The sequence below is a fragment of the Flavobacterium denitrificans DSM 15936 genome, assembly GCF_000425445.1.
GTDB lineage: Bacteria > Bacteroidota > Bacteroidia > Flavobacteriales > Flavobacteriaceae > Flavobacterium > Flavobacterium denitrificans.
Genome location: NZ_AUDL01000012.1, coordinates 148,220 through 164,435 on the forward strand (window position 1 = coordinate 148,220; position 16,216 = coordinate 164,435).

At 33.0% G+C, this 16,216-nt stretch carries 16 protein-coding genes; 12 read left to right on the forward strand and 4 right to left on the reverse strand.

Translation table 11 applies throughout. The features are described 5' to 3' along the window. Nucleotides 1–3 precede the first annotated feature (3 nt). The 7 genes from H600_RS22530 to H600_RS23025 all read left to right on the forward strand — a co-directional run bounded on the left by H600_RS22530 (nt 4) and on the right by H600_RS23025 (nt 4,183). Entirely contained in the window at nt 4–1,215 is a 1,212-nt protein-coding gene (locus tag H600_RS22530; RefSeq protein WP_167330298.1) for an FRG domain-containing protein, read from the forward strand. 23 nt (nt 1,216–1,238) lie between these two features. Further along, entirely contained in the window at nt 1,239–1,676 is a 438-nt protein-coding gene (locus H600_RS0108055) for a GNAT family N-acetyltransferase (RefSeq protein WP_026728301.1), read from the forward strand. Next, a complete protein-coding gene (locus H600_RS0108060) occupies nt 1,676–2,125 on the forward strand; it encodes a GNAT family N-acetyltransferase (RefSeq protein ID WP_026728302.1) in 450 nt (149 codons plus the stop codon). Before H600_RS0108055 ends, H600_RS0108060 begins: the two co-directional genes overlap by 1 nt. 16 nt (nt 2,126–2,141) lie before the next feature. Beyond that, nucleotides 2,142–2,882 carry a LytTR family DNA-binding domain-containing protein gene (locus tag H600_RS0108065; protein WP_026728303.1) on the forward strand — a complete coding sequence of 247 codons (741 nt, stop codon included), beginning with the start codon at nt 2,142–2,144 and terminating at the stop codon, nt 2,880–2,882. Nucleotides 2,883–2,983: 101 nt separating this feature from the next. Then, entirely contained in the window at nt 2,984–3,544 is a 561-nt protein-coding gene (locus H600_RS0108070; RefSeq protein ID WP_026728304.1) for a hypothetical protein, read from the forward strand. A gap of 37 nt (nt 3,545–3,581) precedes the next feature. After that, nucleotides 3,582–3,953: a hypothetical protein gene (locus H600_RS0108075; protein ID WP_026728305.1), complete on the forward strand. Its 372-nt coding sequence runs from the start codon at nt 3,582–3,584 to the stop codon at nt 3,951–3,953. 59 nt (nt 3,954–4,012) lie between these two features. Continuing rightward, entirely contained in the window at nt 4,013–4,183 is a 171-nt protein-coding gene (locus tag H600_RS23025) for a hypothetical protein (protein ID WP_167330299.1), read from the forward strand. A gap of 322 nt (nt 4,184–4,505) precedes the next feature. Here the strand turns inward: H600_RS23025 and H600_RS0108090 are convergent, their stop codons facing one another. Then, nucleotides 4,506–5,867 (reverse strand): hydroxymethylglutaryl-CoA synthase family protein, encoded by a 1,362-nt coding sequence (locus H600_RS0108090; protein ID WP_026728307.1) that lies wholly within the window; start codon nt 5,865–5,867, stop codon nt 4,506–4,508. Between the two features lie 336 nt (nt 5,868–6,203). On the opposite strand from H600_RS0108090, the gene H600_RS0108095 reads away from it, so the two are divergent. From H600_RS0108095 to H600_RS0108105, 3 genes are all read left to right on the forward strand, one after another. Next, nucleotides 6,204–6,869, forward strand: a complete 666-nt coding sequence (locus tag H600_RS0108095; protein WP_026728308.1) for a succinate dehydrogenase cytochrome b subunit — start codon at nt 6,204–6,206, stop codon at nt 6,867–6,869. A gap of 15 nt (nt 6,870–6,884) precedes the next feature. Then, the gene (locus tag H600_RS0108100; protein ID WP_026728309.1) at nt 6,885–8,885 is read left to right on the forward strand and encodes a fumarate reductase/succinate dehydrogenase flavoprotein subunit; all 2,001 of its coding nucleotides are present in this window, start codon (nt 6,885–6,887) and stop codon (nt 8,883–8,885) included. Nucleotides 8,886–8,979: 94 nt separating this feature from the next. Further along, nucleotides 8,980–9,726: a succinate dehydrogenase/fumarate reductase iron-sulfur subunit gene (locus tag H600_RS0108105; RefSeq protein ID WP_026728310.1), complete on the forward strand. Its 747-nt coding sequence runs from the start codon at nt 8,980–8,982 to the stop codon at nt 9,724–9,726. A gap of 279 nt (nt 9,727–10,005) precedes the next feature. Here H600_RS0108105 and H600_RS0108110 read toward each other — a convergent pair whose 3' ends face one another. Then, the gene (locus H600_RS0108110) at nt 10,006–12,300 is read right to left on the reverse strand and encodes a family 20 glycosylhydrolase (protein WP_026728311.1); all 2,295 of its coding nucleotides are present in this window, start codon (nt 12,298–12,300) and stop codon (nt 10,006–10,008) included. A 158-nt stretch (nt 12,301–12,458) separates the two neighbouring features. On the opposite strand from H600_RS0108110, the gene H600_RS0108115 reads away from it, so the two are divergent. Together H600_RS0108115 and H600_RS0108120 are read left to right on the forward strand one after the other, a co-directional pair. After that, nucleotides 12,459–13,235 (forward strand): DeoR/GlpR family DNA-binding transcription regulator, encoded by a 777-nt coding sequence (locus tag H600_RS0108115; protein ID WP_026728312.1) that lies wholly within the window; start codon nt 12,459–12,461, stop codon nt 13,233–13,235. Between the two features lie 38 nt (nt 13,236–13,273). Continuing rightward, nucleotides 13,274–14,044 carry a nitrilase family protein gene (locus H600_RS0108120; RefSeq protein ID WP_026728313.1) on the forward strand — a complete coding sequence of 257 codons (771 nt, stop codon included), beginning with the start codon at nt 13,274–13,276 and terminating at the stop codon, nt 14,042–14,044. 5 nt (nt 14,045–14,049) lie between these two features. On the opposite strand, the gene H600_RS0108125 is transcribed toward H600_RS0108120, so the two are convergent. Together H600_RS0108125 and H600_RS0108130 are read right to left on the reverse strand one after the other, a co-directional pair. Further along, entirely contained in the window at nt 14,050–14,487 is a 438-nt protein-coding gene (locus tag H600_RS0108125; protein ID WP_026728314.1) for a cytochrome c oxidase assembly factor Coa1 family protein, read from the reverse strand. Nucleotides 14,488–14,504: 17 nt separating this feature from the next. Then, entirely contained in the window at nt 14,505–16,193 is a 1,689-nt protein-coding gene (locus H600_RS0108130) for an Ig-like domain-containing domain (RefSeq protein ID WP_026728315.1), read from the reverse strand. Nucleotides 16,194–16,216 lie beyond the last annotated feature (23 nt).

Genomic DNA, 16,216 nt, shown 5'->3' on the forward strand with positions numbered 1-16,216 from the left:
CTTATGGAAAAAAAGATAAGTATTGAAGAATTAAAATTGAAAATTGATGAAATTAAAGCTGATCTACAAAAACATAATGGCGATCCATTTCTGGCAATAATAGAAGCTTGGTATTATAAAGTTGAAATTTTGTTGGCTCATGATTATTTTTTTAAACAGGAATTTTTGAACGAATTAGTAAGTTATAAGTTAAAGTGCCAAGAAATTTATTCTGGGAATTCTGTATCGGACATTGGTAAACGAAAACAAATAATTCAAGAGCTGGTAGAAAAGTTTTTTAGCGAAAAACTTGGATCTAACGATGATATGATTGCAAATAATAATGATGGATTAATTAGGTCAGTAAAGGATGTTACGAATTCTATTCGTTTTTGTAACTTCGAAAGAGGAGACTTGATTTTTAGAGGACAGAGAAATTCAGAATGGGATGTTTTACCTTCATTATTTAGAAAATATCAAGATATTGATAATGCACTTATGTACGAAGCAGTTTTGATAGGTCAGATATTTAATGGTATTAAATCACCTTTTATGAATAGTTATGATCCTATGGAACAATTAATGGTTGCTCAACATTTTGGAATGCCAACTCGTTTGGTTGATTGGACATCGGATGTTTTGATTGCTCTTTTTTTTGCATGTTATGATCCAAAAAATGAAAATTGTGATCAAAATGGTAGATTGTATTTAACTGAAAAATTAAACTTTAAAAAATTTAATACAAATTCTTCAGAACTCTCAGAATATCAAAAGCCCCTTAGGGTTGAAAAATTAGAGACTTACAAAGAGAGATTTAATATTAACGAAATTTATTTTTTAGAACCGATACTTAAAAATCCGAGAATGAGATTTCAAGATGGGTGTTTTATGTTTTTTCCTTGGAAATTTAATGAAGCGGATAATGAATTACTTGGTTTAAATAGATTTATCAGAGAGAATAGAAAATGGGTAGAGGAATATAATAAACGTAATGTAGAAAAGATAGATTATCTTTTTTTTGCACATAAAGAAATTGATAAAGAATTTAAAAAAGAAATTCTTTTAGAGCTAGATAAAGTTTATGGAATATCAGAAAAAAGCTTGTTTTTGGATTCAAAATATTCAGATGATGTTGTAAATCATTTTAATGTTTTAAATAACCATGCAGAGATAAAGACTTCCGAGCTTTCAAAAAAAAATAAATCAAAATTGCAATCTAATAGCAGTGATTTGTAATCCGTGGCAACAAAGACAAGTTTATGAACTCAAATGTCAAAATCAGAAAAACCAAAAACCAAGACCTAGATTTCATCTACAAAGCAATCTGCGAACTAGAAAACGAAGAATTAGATTTCAAAGTTTTCGAAAGAATATTCAATGAAAACATTTCAAACCCAAAAAATATTTATTTAATCGCCGAAAACGAAATTGAAGGTTTAGGATTTATTAGTTTTCATACTCAAAATCTTCTGCATCATTGCGGATTGGTTGGTGAAATTCAGGAATTTTTTATTCATCGAAAATATCGCGGTCAAGGTATTGGAAGAGTATTGATAAATGAGATTTTAAATTTTGCTGATCAGAATAATTTAAAAAGCATCGAAGTAACCACAAATAAAAAACGAATAGAGAATGTGGCGATTTATGAAAATCTTGGTTTTACTTTGAGTCATAATAAGTTTACGATTTATAGATAATGACAATAGAAAAAGCCAAAATACTCGACAACGAAACCCTAACTTCAATAACCAAAAAGTCCAAAGCCTATTGGGGATATTCTGCAGAACAAATTCAAAAATGGGATAAAAGTTTAACCATTACGCAAGATTATATCAGAAATAATGACACATTCAAATTGATCGATAATAATTTAATAATCGGTTATTATTCTTATTTTTTTAAAGAGGGAAAAACTATAAAACTTGATAATCTATTTATCTTGCCGGAATATATTGGAAAAGGATTTGGAAAACAGTTGCTTCTAGATTTCTTAAACCGAATGAAAGATGAAAAAATAGAAAAAATCATACTCGATTCAGAACCAAATGCTGAAAGTTTTTACTCCAAAATGGGTTTCGTAAAAATTGGAGAATTCGAAACTTCTATAAAAAACCGTTTCATGCCTATTATGGAAATGAAACTTTAAAATTGAACTAAAAAAAGTGAAACAGCTAAATATTTCCATAAAACATAATCTTGTAATCGGTTTGCTGATTGGTTTGTGGCTTTTCATTTTTGCTTTTATCATAAAACCTTTTGATGACGGAACTATAAATTTTAGAGCTTGGTTTTTAATCAGTTTTGGTTTTAGTGTGATGGCGTTTTTATGTTACAGTCTTTTAACTCTTATCCAAAAAGGCTTTTATGGAAGAATAGGAAAATGGAATATTAGTTTAGAAATAATAGCCATTTTTTTATTTCATATACTGTATTTGATTGGAGTTTTTGCCATTTACAAAAGTCCAATTTTAAATGGCGGATATACTTTTTCAGAATTCTTTTTGATAATCTTTATAAAAGTTGCCTTGATTTTGACTCCGGTAATTATTCTGGCAAGAAGATATTTGATAAAATTAATTCCCTTAAAAGATGATGTTTTAATAATCAAAGGAGAAAATAAACTAGATGTTTTAAAAATCAAAAAAGCAGATTTGGTTTGCATTTCGAACGCACAAAATTATGTCGAGATATTTTATATCGAAAATGATAAACTCCACGCGAAACTTATTCGATCGTCGCTTAAAAAAATTCAGGATGATTTTGATTTTTTAGTCCAAATACATCGTTCGCATTTAATAAATCCTTCGCATTTTAAATCTTGGAGAAATCCAAATACAATTATTTTAACTCAAATAGAACTTCCGGTTTCGAGAAAATATAAAGATGTTTTATTAGCACTGTAATTTCATACCTAAAACAATGCATTTCGTACCTAGGCCAGTAAAATATGGTTTTCCAATAAATTTTCATTTTAGTTTTGCTTCATCAATTTTAAAAATAAATTATGAAAACAAAACATCTTTGCCTTCTCGGATTATTATTTTTCCTGATCAGTTATTTATTCTTTGCTAAGATTTTTTCCAATTTTCAAAAACCAATTGATTTTGCTCATTGGTTTAATTTAATCGGAGCTTGTTTTTTATTGTCTTTTAATGACGTTTTTTCGAAATCGGAATGGAGTTTTATTGCTTCCATTGCAACTTTTTTAGGTGTTGTTGGGCATATTGGCCTTTGTACGATTGACTTTGTTATGTCGAGTTATGGAAATGATGAAATTGCAAAAGAAGCATTAAGTTATCAAATAAGTAATTCTCCGGAAATTTTCTATCCTTTTGTTGCTATTGGTCCGTCTTTACTTTTTATTGGTTTAACGATGCATGCTTTGCGTTTTATTAAAACGAATTTCGTTGTTGTTTTGCTGATTATTTTGAGTTCGGTATCGATCGGTTTTTCCTTTTTTGTCTTAAAAAATGGGGTTTATATGCTTTTAAGCTGTTCGGGTTTTGTTTTTGGATTGGGATTTTTACTTTATAAAAACGATACTAAAAAAATACTTAACGAATAAAAGTTGTATTTTCGTTTTATATTTAAAAACTTAAAGATTGAAAAAACATATAAAATACCTAATCGCACTCTTTCTGGCTTTCGTCGTGATTGCAGGCGATGGTACTTTGTATTCTCAATCTAAATCTGCAGAATATTATCAGTCTTCATTTGTAGTTTTAAGAAGAGAATTGAATCTTAAAAGTTCTCGTTTATACAAATTAGGACAAGTTGTTTCCTGGTCTGAAACAAGATTTTCAATTGTTTTAAATTTTCTTAAAACCGAAAATGTTTTTACTTTTCAAATCAAGAAACTGCTGAAACTGCAAAATCTGCTTCATCAAAAACTAACATCATTTATAAATCAAGCTGCTTTTATAAATGAAATAATCACTTCAAAATACTTCGGTAAAAGTTTATACAGCGCTTAAGGAAATTTATTTCTAGGTATAGATGATTCAATAATGTCTAATCATTTATCATTTTCAAAATGTATAAACAAACTAAAAATTCTCGTTTGGAACAATCTAAGCGACCATTTCTTCATTGGATAAAAAGAAAATTTATAATCATAATTACTGCTTTTATGTTAGGAATGGCAAACGGAATGAATGCTGAAGATCGCTCAATTAGCGGAAGTTTTGTTCAGACGGAACAATAGGATAAAAAGGATTGATTTTTTTAATTCGAAAATGTGTCAATTTGATAATTAGAAAATTGTTTTCTTGTCCAGAGACTTTTGTCAAAGTTTTAAACTTTGACAAAGGTTTTTTTGCCACAATCTTGTCAATTTCGACTGAAAGGAGAAATCACACTAGAAACTCTACAAAGATTGGTGATTTTGCATATCGAATTACTTGTGTGATTTCTCCTTTCAGTCGAAATGACAAACTGTATGGTATGAAAACAAAAAACCGAAGCGTTTGCTTCGGTTTTTTTATTGGAATTTGGTCCTGATAGCTATCGGGATCAAAAATTGAAATTTAATCAATCCATTTATAATATCTCGCTCCAATCAAAACAGGGATTTCTTTTTCGATTCTGTCTAAAACCCATTCGTTTTTTGGAGTTCTAACGCTTTGTTTTTGTTCTTTTTTATGAAGGCTTTCGTAAGTGTTGAAATCAATTTCTACACTTTCAGCTAAATTTTCAAAAAGCTTTACGTTTTCTAAAGCCGATTTCCATTCTGGCTGAATTGTTCCTTCAAAAACTTTTGATTTCGATCCGCTTCCGTACGCTAAGAAACCAAATTTAGTTCCCGAAACTTCTTTTTTCGTATCGTAAAAATGAGCCAAAGTCGATAATAATCCCATGAAAATGGAACCCGTATATAGATTTCCAATTAAAGAAGAAGCCAATTCTGCAGGCTGTAATTTTTCCGTTACAAAACTTTTGTAATCATCCGATTTTGCCACTTCTTTAATTTTTGTTTGATAATCTGCAGGAGCAATATCATCAGCAATGATTTTTTCGGCACTGTCTAAGGCGTAAATTTCAGATAACATTCTTCTTCCTTGGAAAGAATATGGCAAGTGCATTACGATACTGTGCCAAGAGTTGTATAAAGTTTCGGTAGTGTTTTTTAATTTCTTGAATGAAAAGTAAGCATTGCGCGTGCGATCCATATAACATTGGTTGGAATATTGTCCGTCAAAAACCGGTTGGTCTTTATGGATTTCTATTTCTGCTTCTAAGTTGTCAAACCAAGAATCGTTGTTGGTGTTTTTTGTGATTTCTTCTTTAGAAATAGTTCTGTATGGCTTGAAAAAGTCAAAAACTCCTTTTGTGCTTGTTGCCCAATTGTCATCAAAAGCAATGATTTTTGGATTTGCAGTAATCAGCATAGCAACAGCTCCAGCGCCTTGCGTGTATTCTCCGCCCGAGTTTAAATCGTATTTAGCAAAATCACTTGTAACTACGATTGCCTTTTTCGTCGGATTTAATTTTACAAAATCCAGACAGTTTTGCATCGCGTCGACTCCGCCGATACAGGCAAAAGTAAAGTCAACTACATCACATTCTGCTAATGAATCTTCGCCAAATTTCTGCTCCATCAAACTAATTAAATATGAAGCAATTGGTTTTGAACTGTCGATGCCACTTTCGGTACCAACATAAATTCGGCTTATTTCGTTTAGATTGATTTTATTGTCAATGATAAGTTTTGTCAAGGCGTTTGCTCCAAAAACTACAGCGTCTTGATGAGCGTCTGGGAAAGTCATTTTCAGTAATCCAAGACCTTTTTCTAGTTTTTCTGGTTCAATATTTCTGGCAACCGCCAAAGTTTTTATGGGTAAATGTATGTTTGCTACATCAAATGAAATAGCATCAATTCCTGTTTTCATTCTTATTTTTTTGAGCCGCTAAAGGTAAAACTATGTTATGGAATGACAATTTTTTGCTTGGATAAAATTAAGTACAGCCGGCACTTTTGAAGAAAACAAATCAAAAGTTTGAATAAAATAACAATATGATAAATTTTTAGTAATCTGAATACGTATTGAAAATGAGGTAAAAAGACAGTTGAATGATTTTTTGGGTTTTTCTATACTAAATTTATACGTAAAAATACTTATGCGCAACCTATTTTAAAATGATTATAAATAACAACGAAATGGTTGTAGTTCTTTTGTATTTGAGTTATTTTTGTGTAATTTTTTAAAACAAACTACTTAACACTTATGGCACAATCTGCACAGTTGAATGCTTCCATCTTAAAGAAAGTAGCTATGGCTCTTTCGGGAATATTCTTAATCACGTTTTTAGCGCTGCATGTTTCCTTAAATTTTATTTCTATAATTAGTGAAGACGTTTTCAACGAGGCTTCTCACTTTATGGGATACAATCCGCTGATTCAGTATGTAATGCAACCAATTTTGGCATTCGGAGTAATTTTCCATTTCATTATGGGATTTATTTTGACAGCACAAAACAGCGCTGCAAGGCCAATTGCTTATGCAAAATACAATGGAGCTGCTAATGCTTCTTGGAGTTCTAGAAATATGATTATTTCTGGATTGGTTATTTTGGCTTTCTTAGGATTGCATTTTTATGATTTTTGGTTTCCTGAAGTTGCTTACAAGTATATAGCAGGAACAGCACCAGATGCAACAAGGTATTATGGCGAGTTAGTTCATAAATTCCATGATCCAATCCGTACAGGATTATATTGTGTGGCTTTCGTTCTTTTAGGTTTCCACCTATGGCACGGATTTGCATCTTCTCTTCAATCAATGGGAATGCACAACAAATACTCTAGATTTTTAAGTAAAGTAGGTTACTGGTTCGCAGTTGTAGTTCCAGCGCTTTTCATAATTATCGCTTTATTTCATCATTTCAAACAATAATTAATATCAATTATAATGGCATTAGATTCAAAAATTCCAAATGGTCCTATAGCGGACAAATGGACAAATTATAAAGATCATATTAATTTAGTAAACCCAGCTAACAAACGTAATTTAGATATTATCGTTGTTGGTACAGGTTTGGCTGGAGGTTCGGCTGCGGCTACTTTGGCAGAGTTAGGATATAACGTAAAAGCATTCTGCTTCCAAGATTCTCCACGTCGTGCACACTCTATTGCTGCACAAGGAGGTATCAACGCGGCAAAAAACTATAAAGGTGATGGTGACTCAGTTTACAGATTGTTCTACGATACTGTAAAAGGTGGGGACTACCGTGCACGTGAGGCAAACGTTCACCGTTTAGCTGAAGTTTCTGCAAATATTATTGACCAATGTGTGGCTCAAGGGGTGCCATTGGCTCGTGAATATGGTGGACTTTTAGATAACCGTTCTTTTGGAGGAACTTTGGTTTCTCGTACATTTTATGCACAAGGACAAACAGGGCAACAATTATTGCTAGGAGCTTATTCTGCAATGAACCGTCAGATTGGTCGTGGTAAAATCAAAATGTACAACCGTCACGAAATGTTAGACATTGTAATCGTGAACGGAAAAGCGAGAGGTATTATCGCTCGTAACTTAATCACTGGAGAAATAGAAAGACATTCTGCTCACGCGGTAGTAATTGGTTCTGGAGGATACGGAAACGTATTTTTCCTTTCAACAAATGCTATGGGAAGTAACGCAACAGCAGCTTGGAAAATTCATAAAAAAGGAGCGTTTTTCGCAAATCCTTGTTACACGCAAATTCACCCAACATGTATTCCGGTTTCAGGAGATCACCAGTCTAAATTGACTTTGATGTCTGAATCTTTACGTAATGACGGTCGTATTTGGGTGCCTAAAAAATTAGAAGATGCTCAGGCAATCCGTGAAGGAAAGAAAAAAGCAATTGATTTATCTGAAGACGAAAGAGATTATTTCTTAGAAAGAAGATATCCTGCTTTTGGTAACTTAGTTCCTCGTGACGTTGCATCTCGTGCGGCTAAAGAAAGATGTGATGCTGGTTTTGGTGTTAACAAAACTGGAGAAGCGGTTTATCTTGACTTTGCGGCGGCTATCGAACGTTACGGAAAAGAAGCTGCTCACGTAAAAGGATTGAATGAAAATGACAAAGCTTTAGTTACTAAATTAGGAACTGATATCGTGAAAAGTAAATACGGAAACTTATTCCAAATGTACTTGAAAATCGTTGACGAAGATCCTTATGTAACGCCAATGATGATTTACCCAGCGGTTCACTACACAATGGGTGGAACTTGGGTTGATTATAACTTGATGACTACAATTCCTGGATGTTTCTCAATTGGTGAATCTAACTTCTCTGATCACGGAGCAAACAGACTTGGAGCTTCTGCTTTAATGCAAGGTTTAGCTGACGGATATTTCGTACTTCCTTATACTATCGGAGATTATTTAGCTCCAGATATTAAAATGGGACCAATTTCTACAGACTTGCCAGAATTCGTTGAAGCTGAAAAAGCAGTTGTAGATCAAATCAATAAATTTATCAATAATAACGGAACACATTCTGTAGATTATTTCCACAAAAAACTTGGAAAAATCATGTGGAATAAAGTAGGTATGGCTCGTAATGCTAAAGGTTTGACTGAAGCTATCGAAGAAATTGCTGCTTTACGTGAAGAGTTTTATAAAGATGTAAAAGTTCCTGGAAGTGCTTTTGAATTTAATCAGGAATTAGAAAAAGCGACTCGTGTTGCCGATTTCTTAGAATTAGGAGAATTGTTCGCAAAAGATGCTTTACACCGTAACGAATCTTGTGGAGGTCACTTCCGTGAGGAGTACCAAACAGAAGAAGGAGAAGCACTTCGTGACGACGATAACTTTGCATACGTTGCAGCTTGGGAATACAAAGGAAAACCAAGTGATGCCGTATTGCACAAAGAACCTCTTAATTACGAAAACATTAAATTAGTTCAAAGAAGTTATAAATAAGAATTTGGTCGAAAGCCAAAGTCTTAAAGTCAAAAGGCAAAATGTGCCAAGCGACTTTCGACTTTCGACTTTATGACTTTCAAACGAAAAAGGTATGAAACTTACATTAAAAATATGGCGTCAAAAAAACGCTCAAGATAAAGGAGGGATTGTAGAATATCCTATCGATGGAATCGAACCAGATATGTCTTTCCTTGAAATGTTAGACGTTCTTAACGAAGGTTTAATCAACAAAGGAGAAGAGCCAGTAGCATTTGACCACGATTGTCGTGAAGGAATCTGCGGAATGTGTTCTTTATTCATCAACGGTGAAGCGCACGGACCAGACAGAGGTGTTACAACTTGTCAGTTGCACATGCGTATGTTCAAAGATGGTGACACGATTTTTATCGAGCCATTTAGAGCAAAAGCTTTCCCTGTAATTAAAGATTTAGTTGTTGACAGAAGTTCTTTTGACAGAATTCAACACGCTGGTGGATTTATCTCTGTAAATACTTCAGGAAATACAATTGATGCAAACGCGATTCCAGTTCCAAAAGATGATGCAGATAAATCATTTGATGCCGCTGCTTGTATTGGTTGTGGAGCTTGTGTTGCAACTTGTAAAAACTCTTCAGCGATGTTGTTCGTTTCTGCAAAAGTTTCTCAATATGCATTATTGCCACAAGGTAAAGTTGAAGCAACAGACCGTGTATTGAACATGGTTCACCAAATGGATTTGGAAGGTTTTGGAAACTGTACAAATACTGGAGCTTGCGAAGTAGAATGTCCTAAAGGAATTTCTCTTGAAAATATCGCACGTATGAACCGTGAGTATTTAGCAGCAAGTTTAAAAGGATAATTTATCTTTTATATACAATCAAAAAGAGCTGTCTCAAAAAGACAGCTCTTTTTTTATAAGCTTCAGAGAAGCGAAATATTTATAGCAAAGAAAAACCATTTTCAATTTAAAGCTTTAGCGGAGCGACATGTTTTTGTAACGTAATATATGTCGCTCCGCTGGAGCTTTTTTTATATTTGTTTATGGATTTCTATAAATATTTTACCCCGCTGGGGTTTTTGAGGATAAAGCAGTTTTTATAAATTCCATCCAATCAAAAGAGTTGTTCTTTTTTGTTTTCTATTCATAATAAAGTTGAGAAGCATTTATTTCTTCTTTCTTCTGGTCTTCCTTCTGTATAAAACAATTTAAAGTTGTGCCACCGGTTAAATCAAAATAACTGATATTGATTTTATGAAAACCTTTTTCTAGTTTAACAGCTCCGTAAGCTTCATTTGCCCAATGAATGTTATCATTATCAACGATTAACTCATCATCAATAAAAAGCTTTGATCCGTCGTCTGAAAGCGTCGAAAAGGTATAATTTCCAGTTTCTGGGATAAAGATGTATCCGCTGAATTTTAAGCCGATATAGCGCTCTAATTTCGTTTTCCATTTTTCAGCACTTATTTTTCCTTCCAAAATTCCTGAAGAAACAGGTTTTGAAAGTTCTAAATCTTGAACTTGAGAAAAGTTTCCAGTAAAATATTCATATTTCAAACCATTTTTCGTTGGTTGAATGGCTAAAGTTGGTTTCAAATCAGGATTTTGAATGATAATTTTATTGATAGAGCTTCTTTTGCCATTTTCACTAATTTGAATTGTTTTGATAATTCGATATTCTCCTTTTGGAACATTTATCGTCACTGGGTTTTGATACATGTTTGCCGTTTCATCAGGATTATAGCCATCAATTGTATAGAATATTTTTCCGTTTTTGATGGTTGGTTTTAAATCCAAAATATATTTTGATGCAATTGAAGCGGTTTCATCTGCACCAAAAGGTGTTGGAACTTTGTATAATCGATTTTGCAATTCTAATTTTTCTAAATGATAAGGTAGTTGATGCTGAACAAAATGATTGTAATTTTTGTTTTTCGGTTCTGTCCATGAAATTTCTGCCAAAGCAAACAGTCGCGGATAAAGCATATAATTTAATTTTGCAGGATTCGTCAAATATTCCGACCAAAGATTGGCTTGAACTCCAATGATATATTTCTGTTCTTCAGCCGATAAACTGTCGACTGGAGTTGGGTTGTAATGGTATACTTTTTCTAAAGTGCTCAATCTCCCAACGGTAAGCGGTTCGTTTGGCGAATAACCTTGATTGTAGTCAAAATAAACGGTTGATTCGGGAGTCATTACGACTGGATGTTTCAGTTTTGCAGCATGAATTCCGCCCGATTCTCCTCTCCAAGACATCACCGCTGCGTTTGGTGCCAAGCCGCCTTCTAGGATTTCATCCCAGCCAAAAATTTGTCTTCCGTTGGCATTTAAGAATTTTTCAATTCTTTTGATGAAATAACTCTGCAATTCATGTTCGTCTTTTAAACTTAAATCTTTGATTCTTTTTTGACAATTCGGGCAAGCTTTCCATCTTGTTTTTGGGCATTCGTCTCCGCCAATATGAATGTTCTTGCTTGGGAATAATGCCATAACTTCAGTTAAAACATCTTCCAGGAAAGTAAAAGTTTCGTCTTTTCCTGCGCAAAAAACATCTTCAAAAACGCCCCAAGATTCTACGACTTTATAATTTCGGTCTGGAAAACAAGCCAGATTTGGATAAGCAGTTACAGCAGCTGAAGCATGTCCTGGCATTTCGATTTCTGGAATAACATTCACATAATTGTCTTCGGCAAATTTGACAACTTCCTTAATTTCTTCTTGAGTATAAAATCCTCCGTGTGGATTTCCGTCGAAGAAAAAAGGTGTTCTTTCAAATTTATTTCCTACTAAAGTCTGATTTCGTTTTGAACCAATTTTGGTCAGTTTTGGATATTTTTTGATCTCAATTCTCCAGCCCTGATCGTCTGTCAAGTGCCAATGAAAGTTGTTTAATTTATAGCTGGACATTTGTGTAATAAAATCTTTTATAACATCAATAGAGAAAAAATGACGGCAGACGTCTAAATGCAGGCCTCGGTAAGAATATCGGGGTTGATCTTCGATGATTAGGCACGGAATTTTAATTTCTGTCCCTGAAGGTTTGTTCGGAAGAAGTTGCAACAAAGATTGAACGGCATAAAAAAGGCCTTCTTCTTGTCCTTCGATCCTGATTTTGTTGGAAGTGATTTCAATTTTATAACCTTCTTTTGATGAAAGATTTTTGCTTGAGTCAAATTCGATTTTGATATTTGATTTTTTTGAGGAAGCAGAAATGTTCAAAGCCGATTCTAAAATTTTAGCCGATCTTAATTCCTTTTCGCTGTAATTTTTGTTTTTAAAATTAATATGAACTTTTCCATTTATCCGAATAGTATCTCCAGTTAGTTTGAAAAAATTTGGAGCAGGAATAATAGAGTTGTTCTGCTGAAAATTTTGGGAATTTCCGTTGAAATAAAAAAGTACAAAAAATAAAAAAAGGAATTTTTTCATAAGAGAAAAACTTTAGATTTTTATTAAAAAGAAGTTTTAAAGATATGCAAATGGTTTGAAAACTTGATTGTTGAGTTTTTTATGGCAGGACAACTTTTGAATTGAAGGAATTGTTTGTCGAAATGTTTATTTTTGTAAGTAGAAAAAAAATAAATGGCATGAGTACTGAAAATGAAGTTTTAAATTACAGCAAAGAAGAACGCAAAAATCATATTCTGAAAGAAATCAATTTACATACGCGCGTAAGTTTTGAGACTCTTTCTGCAAAACTTGGCGTTTCTGAAGATACTGTTAGACGTGATATAAATGAATTAGACGCTGAATCGCTTTTGATTAAAGTAAAAGGTGGTGCAATGACTAAAGGATATCACTATTCTTCATCGAATCAAACTTATGCGGTTGAGGCAAAACAAGTCATTGCACAGAAAGCGGTTGGTCTTCTTCATGACGGAATGGTTTTGGTTGTGGATGGCGGAACTACGATTCGAGAATTTATCCGTTTGATTCCGAATGATCTTAATTTGACTGTTTTTACGATTACTGCTTTAACAGCTGTACAACTTTTGGATAAACCGAATATCAAAACCATTATGATTGGCGGAAGCATTTCTTCTTATAGCCAAATGTGTATAAGCGGAGAAACTTTTCATCAGTTAGCTAACATAAAAGCCGATCTATTGGTTTTAGGAACGAATGCTTTGGATGTAGACGGCGGTTATTCGGATTCTGATTGGGAAACGGTTCAGGTTAAAAAAGCAATGATTCAGGCTTCTAAAAAAACAGCAGTTTTAACGATTACTGAAAAACTGAATACCGTTCTTAAAATGAAAATTGCGAGTTTGTCTGACGTGAATTATGTAATTACTGAAGAAGAGCCAACGCATGAAAAATTGCAACCTTATAAAAAAGCGGTTCCGAGTTTGGTGGTGATCTAATTTTTAAATTGTTTTTGACTTCATATCTATTATAAAAAATGAAAATTGCGTTAATCCAAACCGATCTCTATTGGGAAAATCCTTCTAAAAACCGAGAAAACTTTGATTTGAAAATCAATGAAATTACTTCGGAGGTAAATATGATTGTGCTTCCTGAAATGTTTTCGACTGGGTTTACGATGAATGCTTCGGCTATTGCAGAAACAATGCATGGCGAAACAATTGAATGGATGAAATTGAAGGCAAAACAAAAAAATGCTGCAATAACTGGAAGCGTTGTCATTACAGAAAACGGAAAATTCTACAATCGAATGTTGTTTGTTTTTCCATCAGGAGAAGTGCAATATTACGATAAACGTCATTTGTTTACATTGGCTGGAGAAAATCAATCGTATACTGCGGGTACTGAAAAAGTAATCGTGAATTATTTAGATTGGAAAATTTGTCTGCAGGTTTGTTACGATCTTAGATTTCCGGTTTTCGCCCGAAATGTCGAAAATTACGATTTACTTATTTATGTTGCCAATTGGCCAAAAGTGCGCACCAATGCTTGGGATGCGTTGCTTAAAGCGCGAGCAATCGAAAATTTAAGCTATGCAATTGGCGTTAACAGGCTTGGTCTTGACGCCAATAATTATGAACACATAGGCCATTCGCAGGCAGTTGATTTTTTAGGACATTATATTCTTGAACCACAAGAAACAGCTGGTGTTTTTGTGGTTGAATTGGATAAAGATAAAATGATGGAAACTCGAAAAAAACTTGATTTTTTAAGTGATCAAGATGTTTTTGAGATTAAGATTTCGTAGTTTTTTCAAGGTTTTGCAAAAACAGAAATTTCTTTATTTGGATTTTTGGTTCGGATCACGATTTTTTGATAATCCCATTGAGAACTTTTTCTAGTTGCGTAAATATCTAATTTCGCCTGTTTTTTATCGCCATTTATCCTAATCGATAAATTGACAGAATTATTATTATTCGTATACGAAGTATTGCCTTCTAAAATGGCTAATTTGTCGATTGATCCAATTTTTCCAATTGTTTTTAAAACAGTAGCGTCTTTGTTTGCAATTTGTATTGCTTTCTCATAAAGAATATCTTCTTTTAAAGCACTTACAGTATCGGCTAAACCATTTTTAGAATTGGCATTCAATAAAATGATGAAAAGGAATATTGCTAAAAAAACAATAAGACTAATCCGTGTCCAATTCTTTTTGAGCCAACTTTTTTCAATAATCAGATCGTTATCCATTTTTTTAAGTTAAAAAATTAGAAAGCTTTCCGTTTCTTTTCAGCCTCTTTTAGTTTCTTTTTGTCATCTCGTTTCTCGACTTCAGGACTAAAAGGAATGCTTAAATCAATTGCTTGATCGACATCCCAATTGGCACGGACATCGACTTCTTTTTGGAAATAAAAGACTTCTTCTGCATATGTTTTGTTTAAGAAACTTCCAGTGTCATAAATTTTGTTTTTATTGTCATCGTAAATCACACGCACTGTAAAGGCTTCTGGTTCCAGTAAATTGAATTCTATTTTTGTATTTCCTTCAGAATATTCGCTTGCAATCACTTTATCGCCTTTTTTATTGGTGATTTCAACAATAATCGGAAAGCGTTTTACATTTTGAAGATTTAAGACAAAGTTTCCATAATCTTCAACTTCCTTTGTGGTCAGTTTGTAAGACAAAGTATCGTTTGATTTTTCGTAAAAATCAGTCAAGGCGCCAGGCATTAACGTGATACGGTATTTTTCTAATGGCTCTTTTTTGAAATCGAAATACAATTTCTGCTCAAATTCATCGTATTCTGTTGTATAATTTACGGCAACTGAATCTTTGTTAACCAAAGAAATTTTCGATTTATCAAATTTCACTAAAGGTGTTTCAGATTCAAGCGTAAATCGTTCTCTAAAATTAAGAATGCCGCTTTGGACCGCTTTGATATTCAGCGTGTCTTTTTTCAGGTCTTTAATTTTGAAAGAGAATTTCTTGTCATAGTTTTCGGCATTAACTTCCAAAGAAAGCGAATCAGTTTTTATTGGCTTATACCAAACTTGAAGCGAATCCTTTTTAGGAAATTGCGTTACAATGGTTTCTAGGGTTTCAGTGTGGTTTTTAAGCGTAATTTTAGGTTTTAAAACCTTGAAATTCTGTTTTCCATCATACGGAAGATATAATCTGTTTCCAGATGCCTGAATTGGTTTGAATGTTTTTAAAGGCAAAGTTTCCTTGAATAATTCCAATTCAAAAATAGTGTCATTCGGAACCGTAATCGGATGTTTTATAAAGCCAATTTTGTCATCTTTTGGGTTGTATTTATTGTTGCCTGATTTGTCTTTCATGGCAACTAAAAGATATTTTCCTGCCTTTAAATTTTCTAATTTAAAAGTGCGTAAACTGTCCAGTGTATTCGTAATATATCTTGGAAAATCTTTATAAACCACAGAATCTCTGTATTGATCGTTAACTTCATAAAGCATAACAGAAACAAAATTGTCGACATATTTGTCATAAGAATCTTTGATGATTCCTGAAACAGAAAGCGAATCAATATAAGGTCCAGTTGAAAAAACGTATTTGAACTGATTGATAGCATTTCCTTCATTATTATCAGCAATACTTTGTCCAAAATTCATGCTGTACGTTGTATTTGGCTGTAAAGTATCTTTGATTTTTATGCTGATATATTTGCTTACAGTTGTAGGCAATATAAGCGGTTCATGCTTCATAGGAGGTGAAATAATCAGCTGTTTGTTTAGGTTTTTCAGCTTTATATATTCGTCAAAAGTCAAAATGATTTCATCTCCTTTAAAATTAGTGCTGAAATTCTCAGGAGTACTTGATCGCAAAACAGGAGCAAGCGTGTCTTTTAATCCGCCTGTAATGCTGCCTCTTTTGGCACAGCTCATCATTAAAAATACCAATAAAAGTGAAATGTATTTGAGAGTGTTTTTCAACATAATCGTTTTTGAATTTGATTGCA

Coding starts and splice junctions, on each gene's coding strand:
- H600_RS22530 (WP_167330298.1), top strand. CDS start 4: ATGGAAAAAAAGATAAGTATTGAAGAATTAAAATTGAAAATTGATGAA.
- H600_RS0108055 (WP_026728301.1), top strand. CDS start 1,239: ATGAACTCAAATGTCAAAATCAGAAAAACCAAAAACCAAGACCTAGAT.
- H600_RS0108060 (WP_026728302.1), top strand. CDS start 1,676: ATGACAATAGAAAAAGCCAAAATACTCGACAACGAAACCCTAACTTCA.
- H600_RS0108070 (WP_026728304.1), top strand. CDS start 2,984: ATGAAAACAAAACATCTTTGCCTTCTCGGATTATTATTTTTCCTGATC.
- H600_RS23025 (WP_167330299.1), top strand. CDS start 4,013: ATGTATAAACAAACTAAAAATTCTCGTTTGGAACAATCTAAGCGACCA.
- H600_RS0108090 (WP_026728307.1), bottom strand. CDS start 5,867: ATGAAAACAGGAATTGATGCTATTTCATTTGATGTAGCAAACATACAT.
- H600_RS0108095 (WP_026728308.1), top strand. CDS start 6,204: ATGGCACAATCTGCACAGTTGAATGCTTCCATCTTAAAGAAAGTAGCT.
- H600_RS0108100 (WP_026728309.1), top strand. CDS start 6,885: ATGGCATTAGATTCAAAAATTCCAAATGGTCCTATAGCGGACAAATGG.
- H600_RS0108105 (WP_026728310.1), top strand. CDS start 8,980: ATGAAACTTACATTAAAAATATGGCGTCAAAAAAACGCTCAAGATAAA.
- H600_RS0108110 (WP_026728311.1), bottom strand. CDS start 12,300: ATGAAAAAATTCCTTTTTTTATTTTTTGTACTTTTTTATTTCAACGGA.
- H600_RS0108115 (WP_026728312.1), top strand. CDS start 12,459: ATGAGTACTGAAAATGAAGTTTTAAATTACAGCAAAGAAGAACGCAAA.
- H600_RS0108120 (WP_026728313.1), top strand. CDS start 13,274: ATGAAAATTGCGTTAATCCAAACCGATCTCTATTGGGAAAATCCTTCT.
- H600_RS0108125 (WP_026728314.1), bottom strand. CDS start 14,487: ATGGATAACGATCTGATTATTGAAAAAAGTTGGCTCAAAAAGAATTGG.
- H600_RS0108130 (WP_026728315.1), bottom strand. CDS start 16,193: ATGTTGAAAAACACTCTCAAATACATTTCACTTTTATTGGTATTTTTA.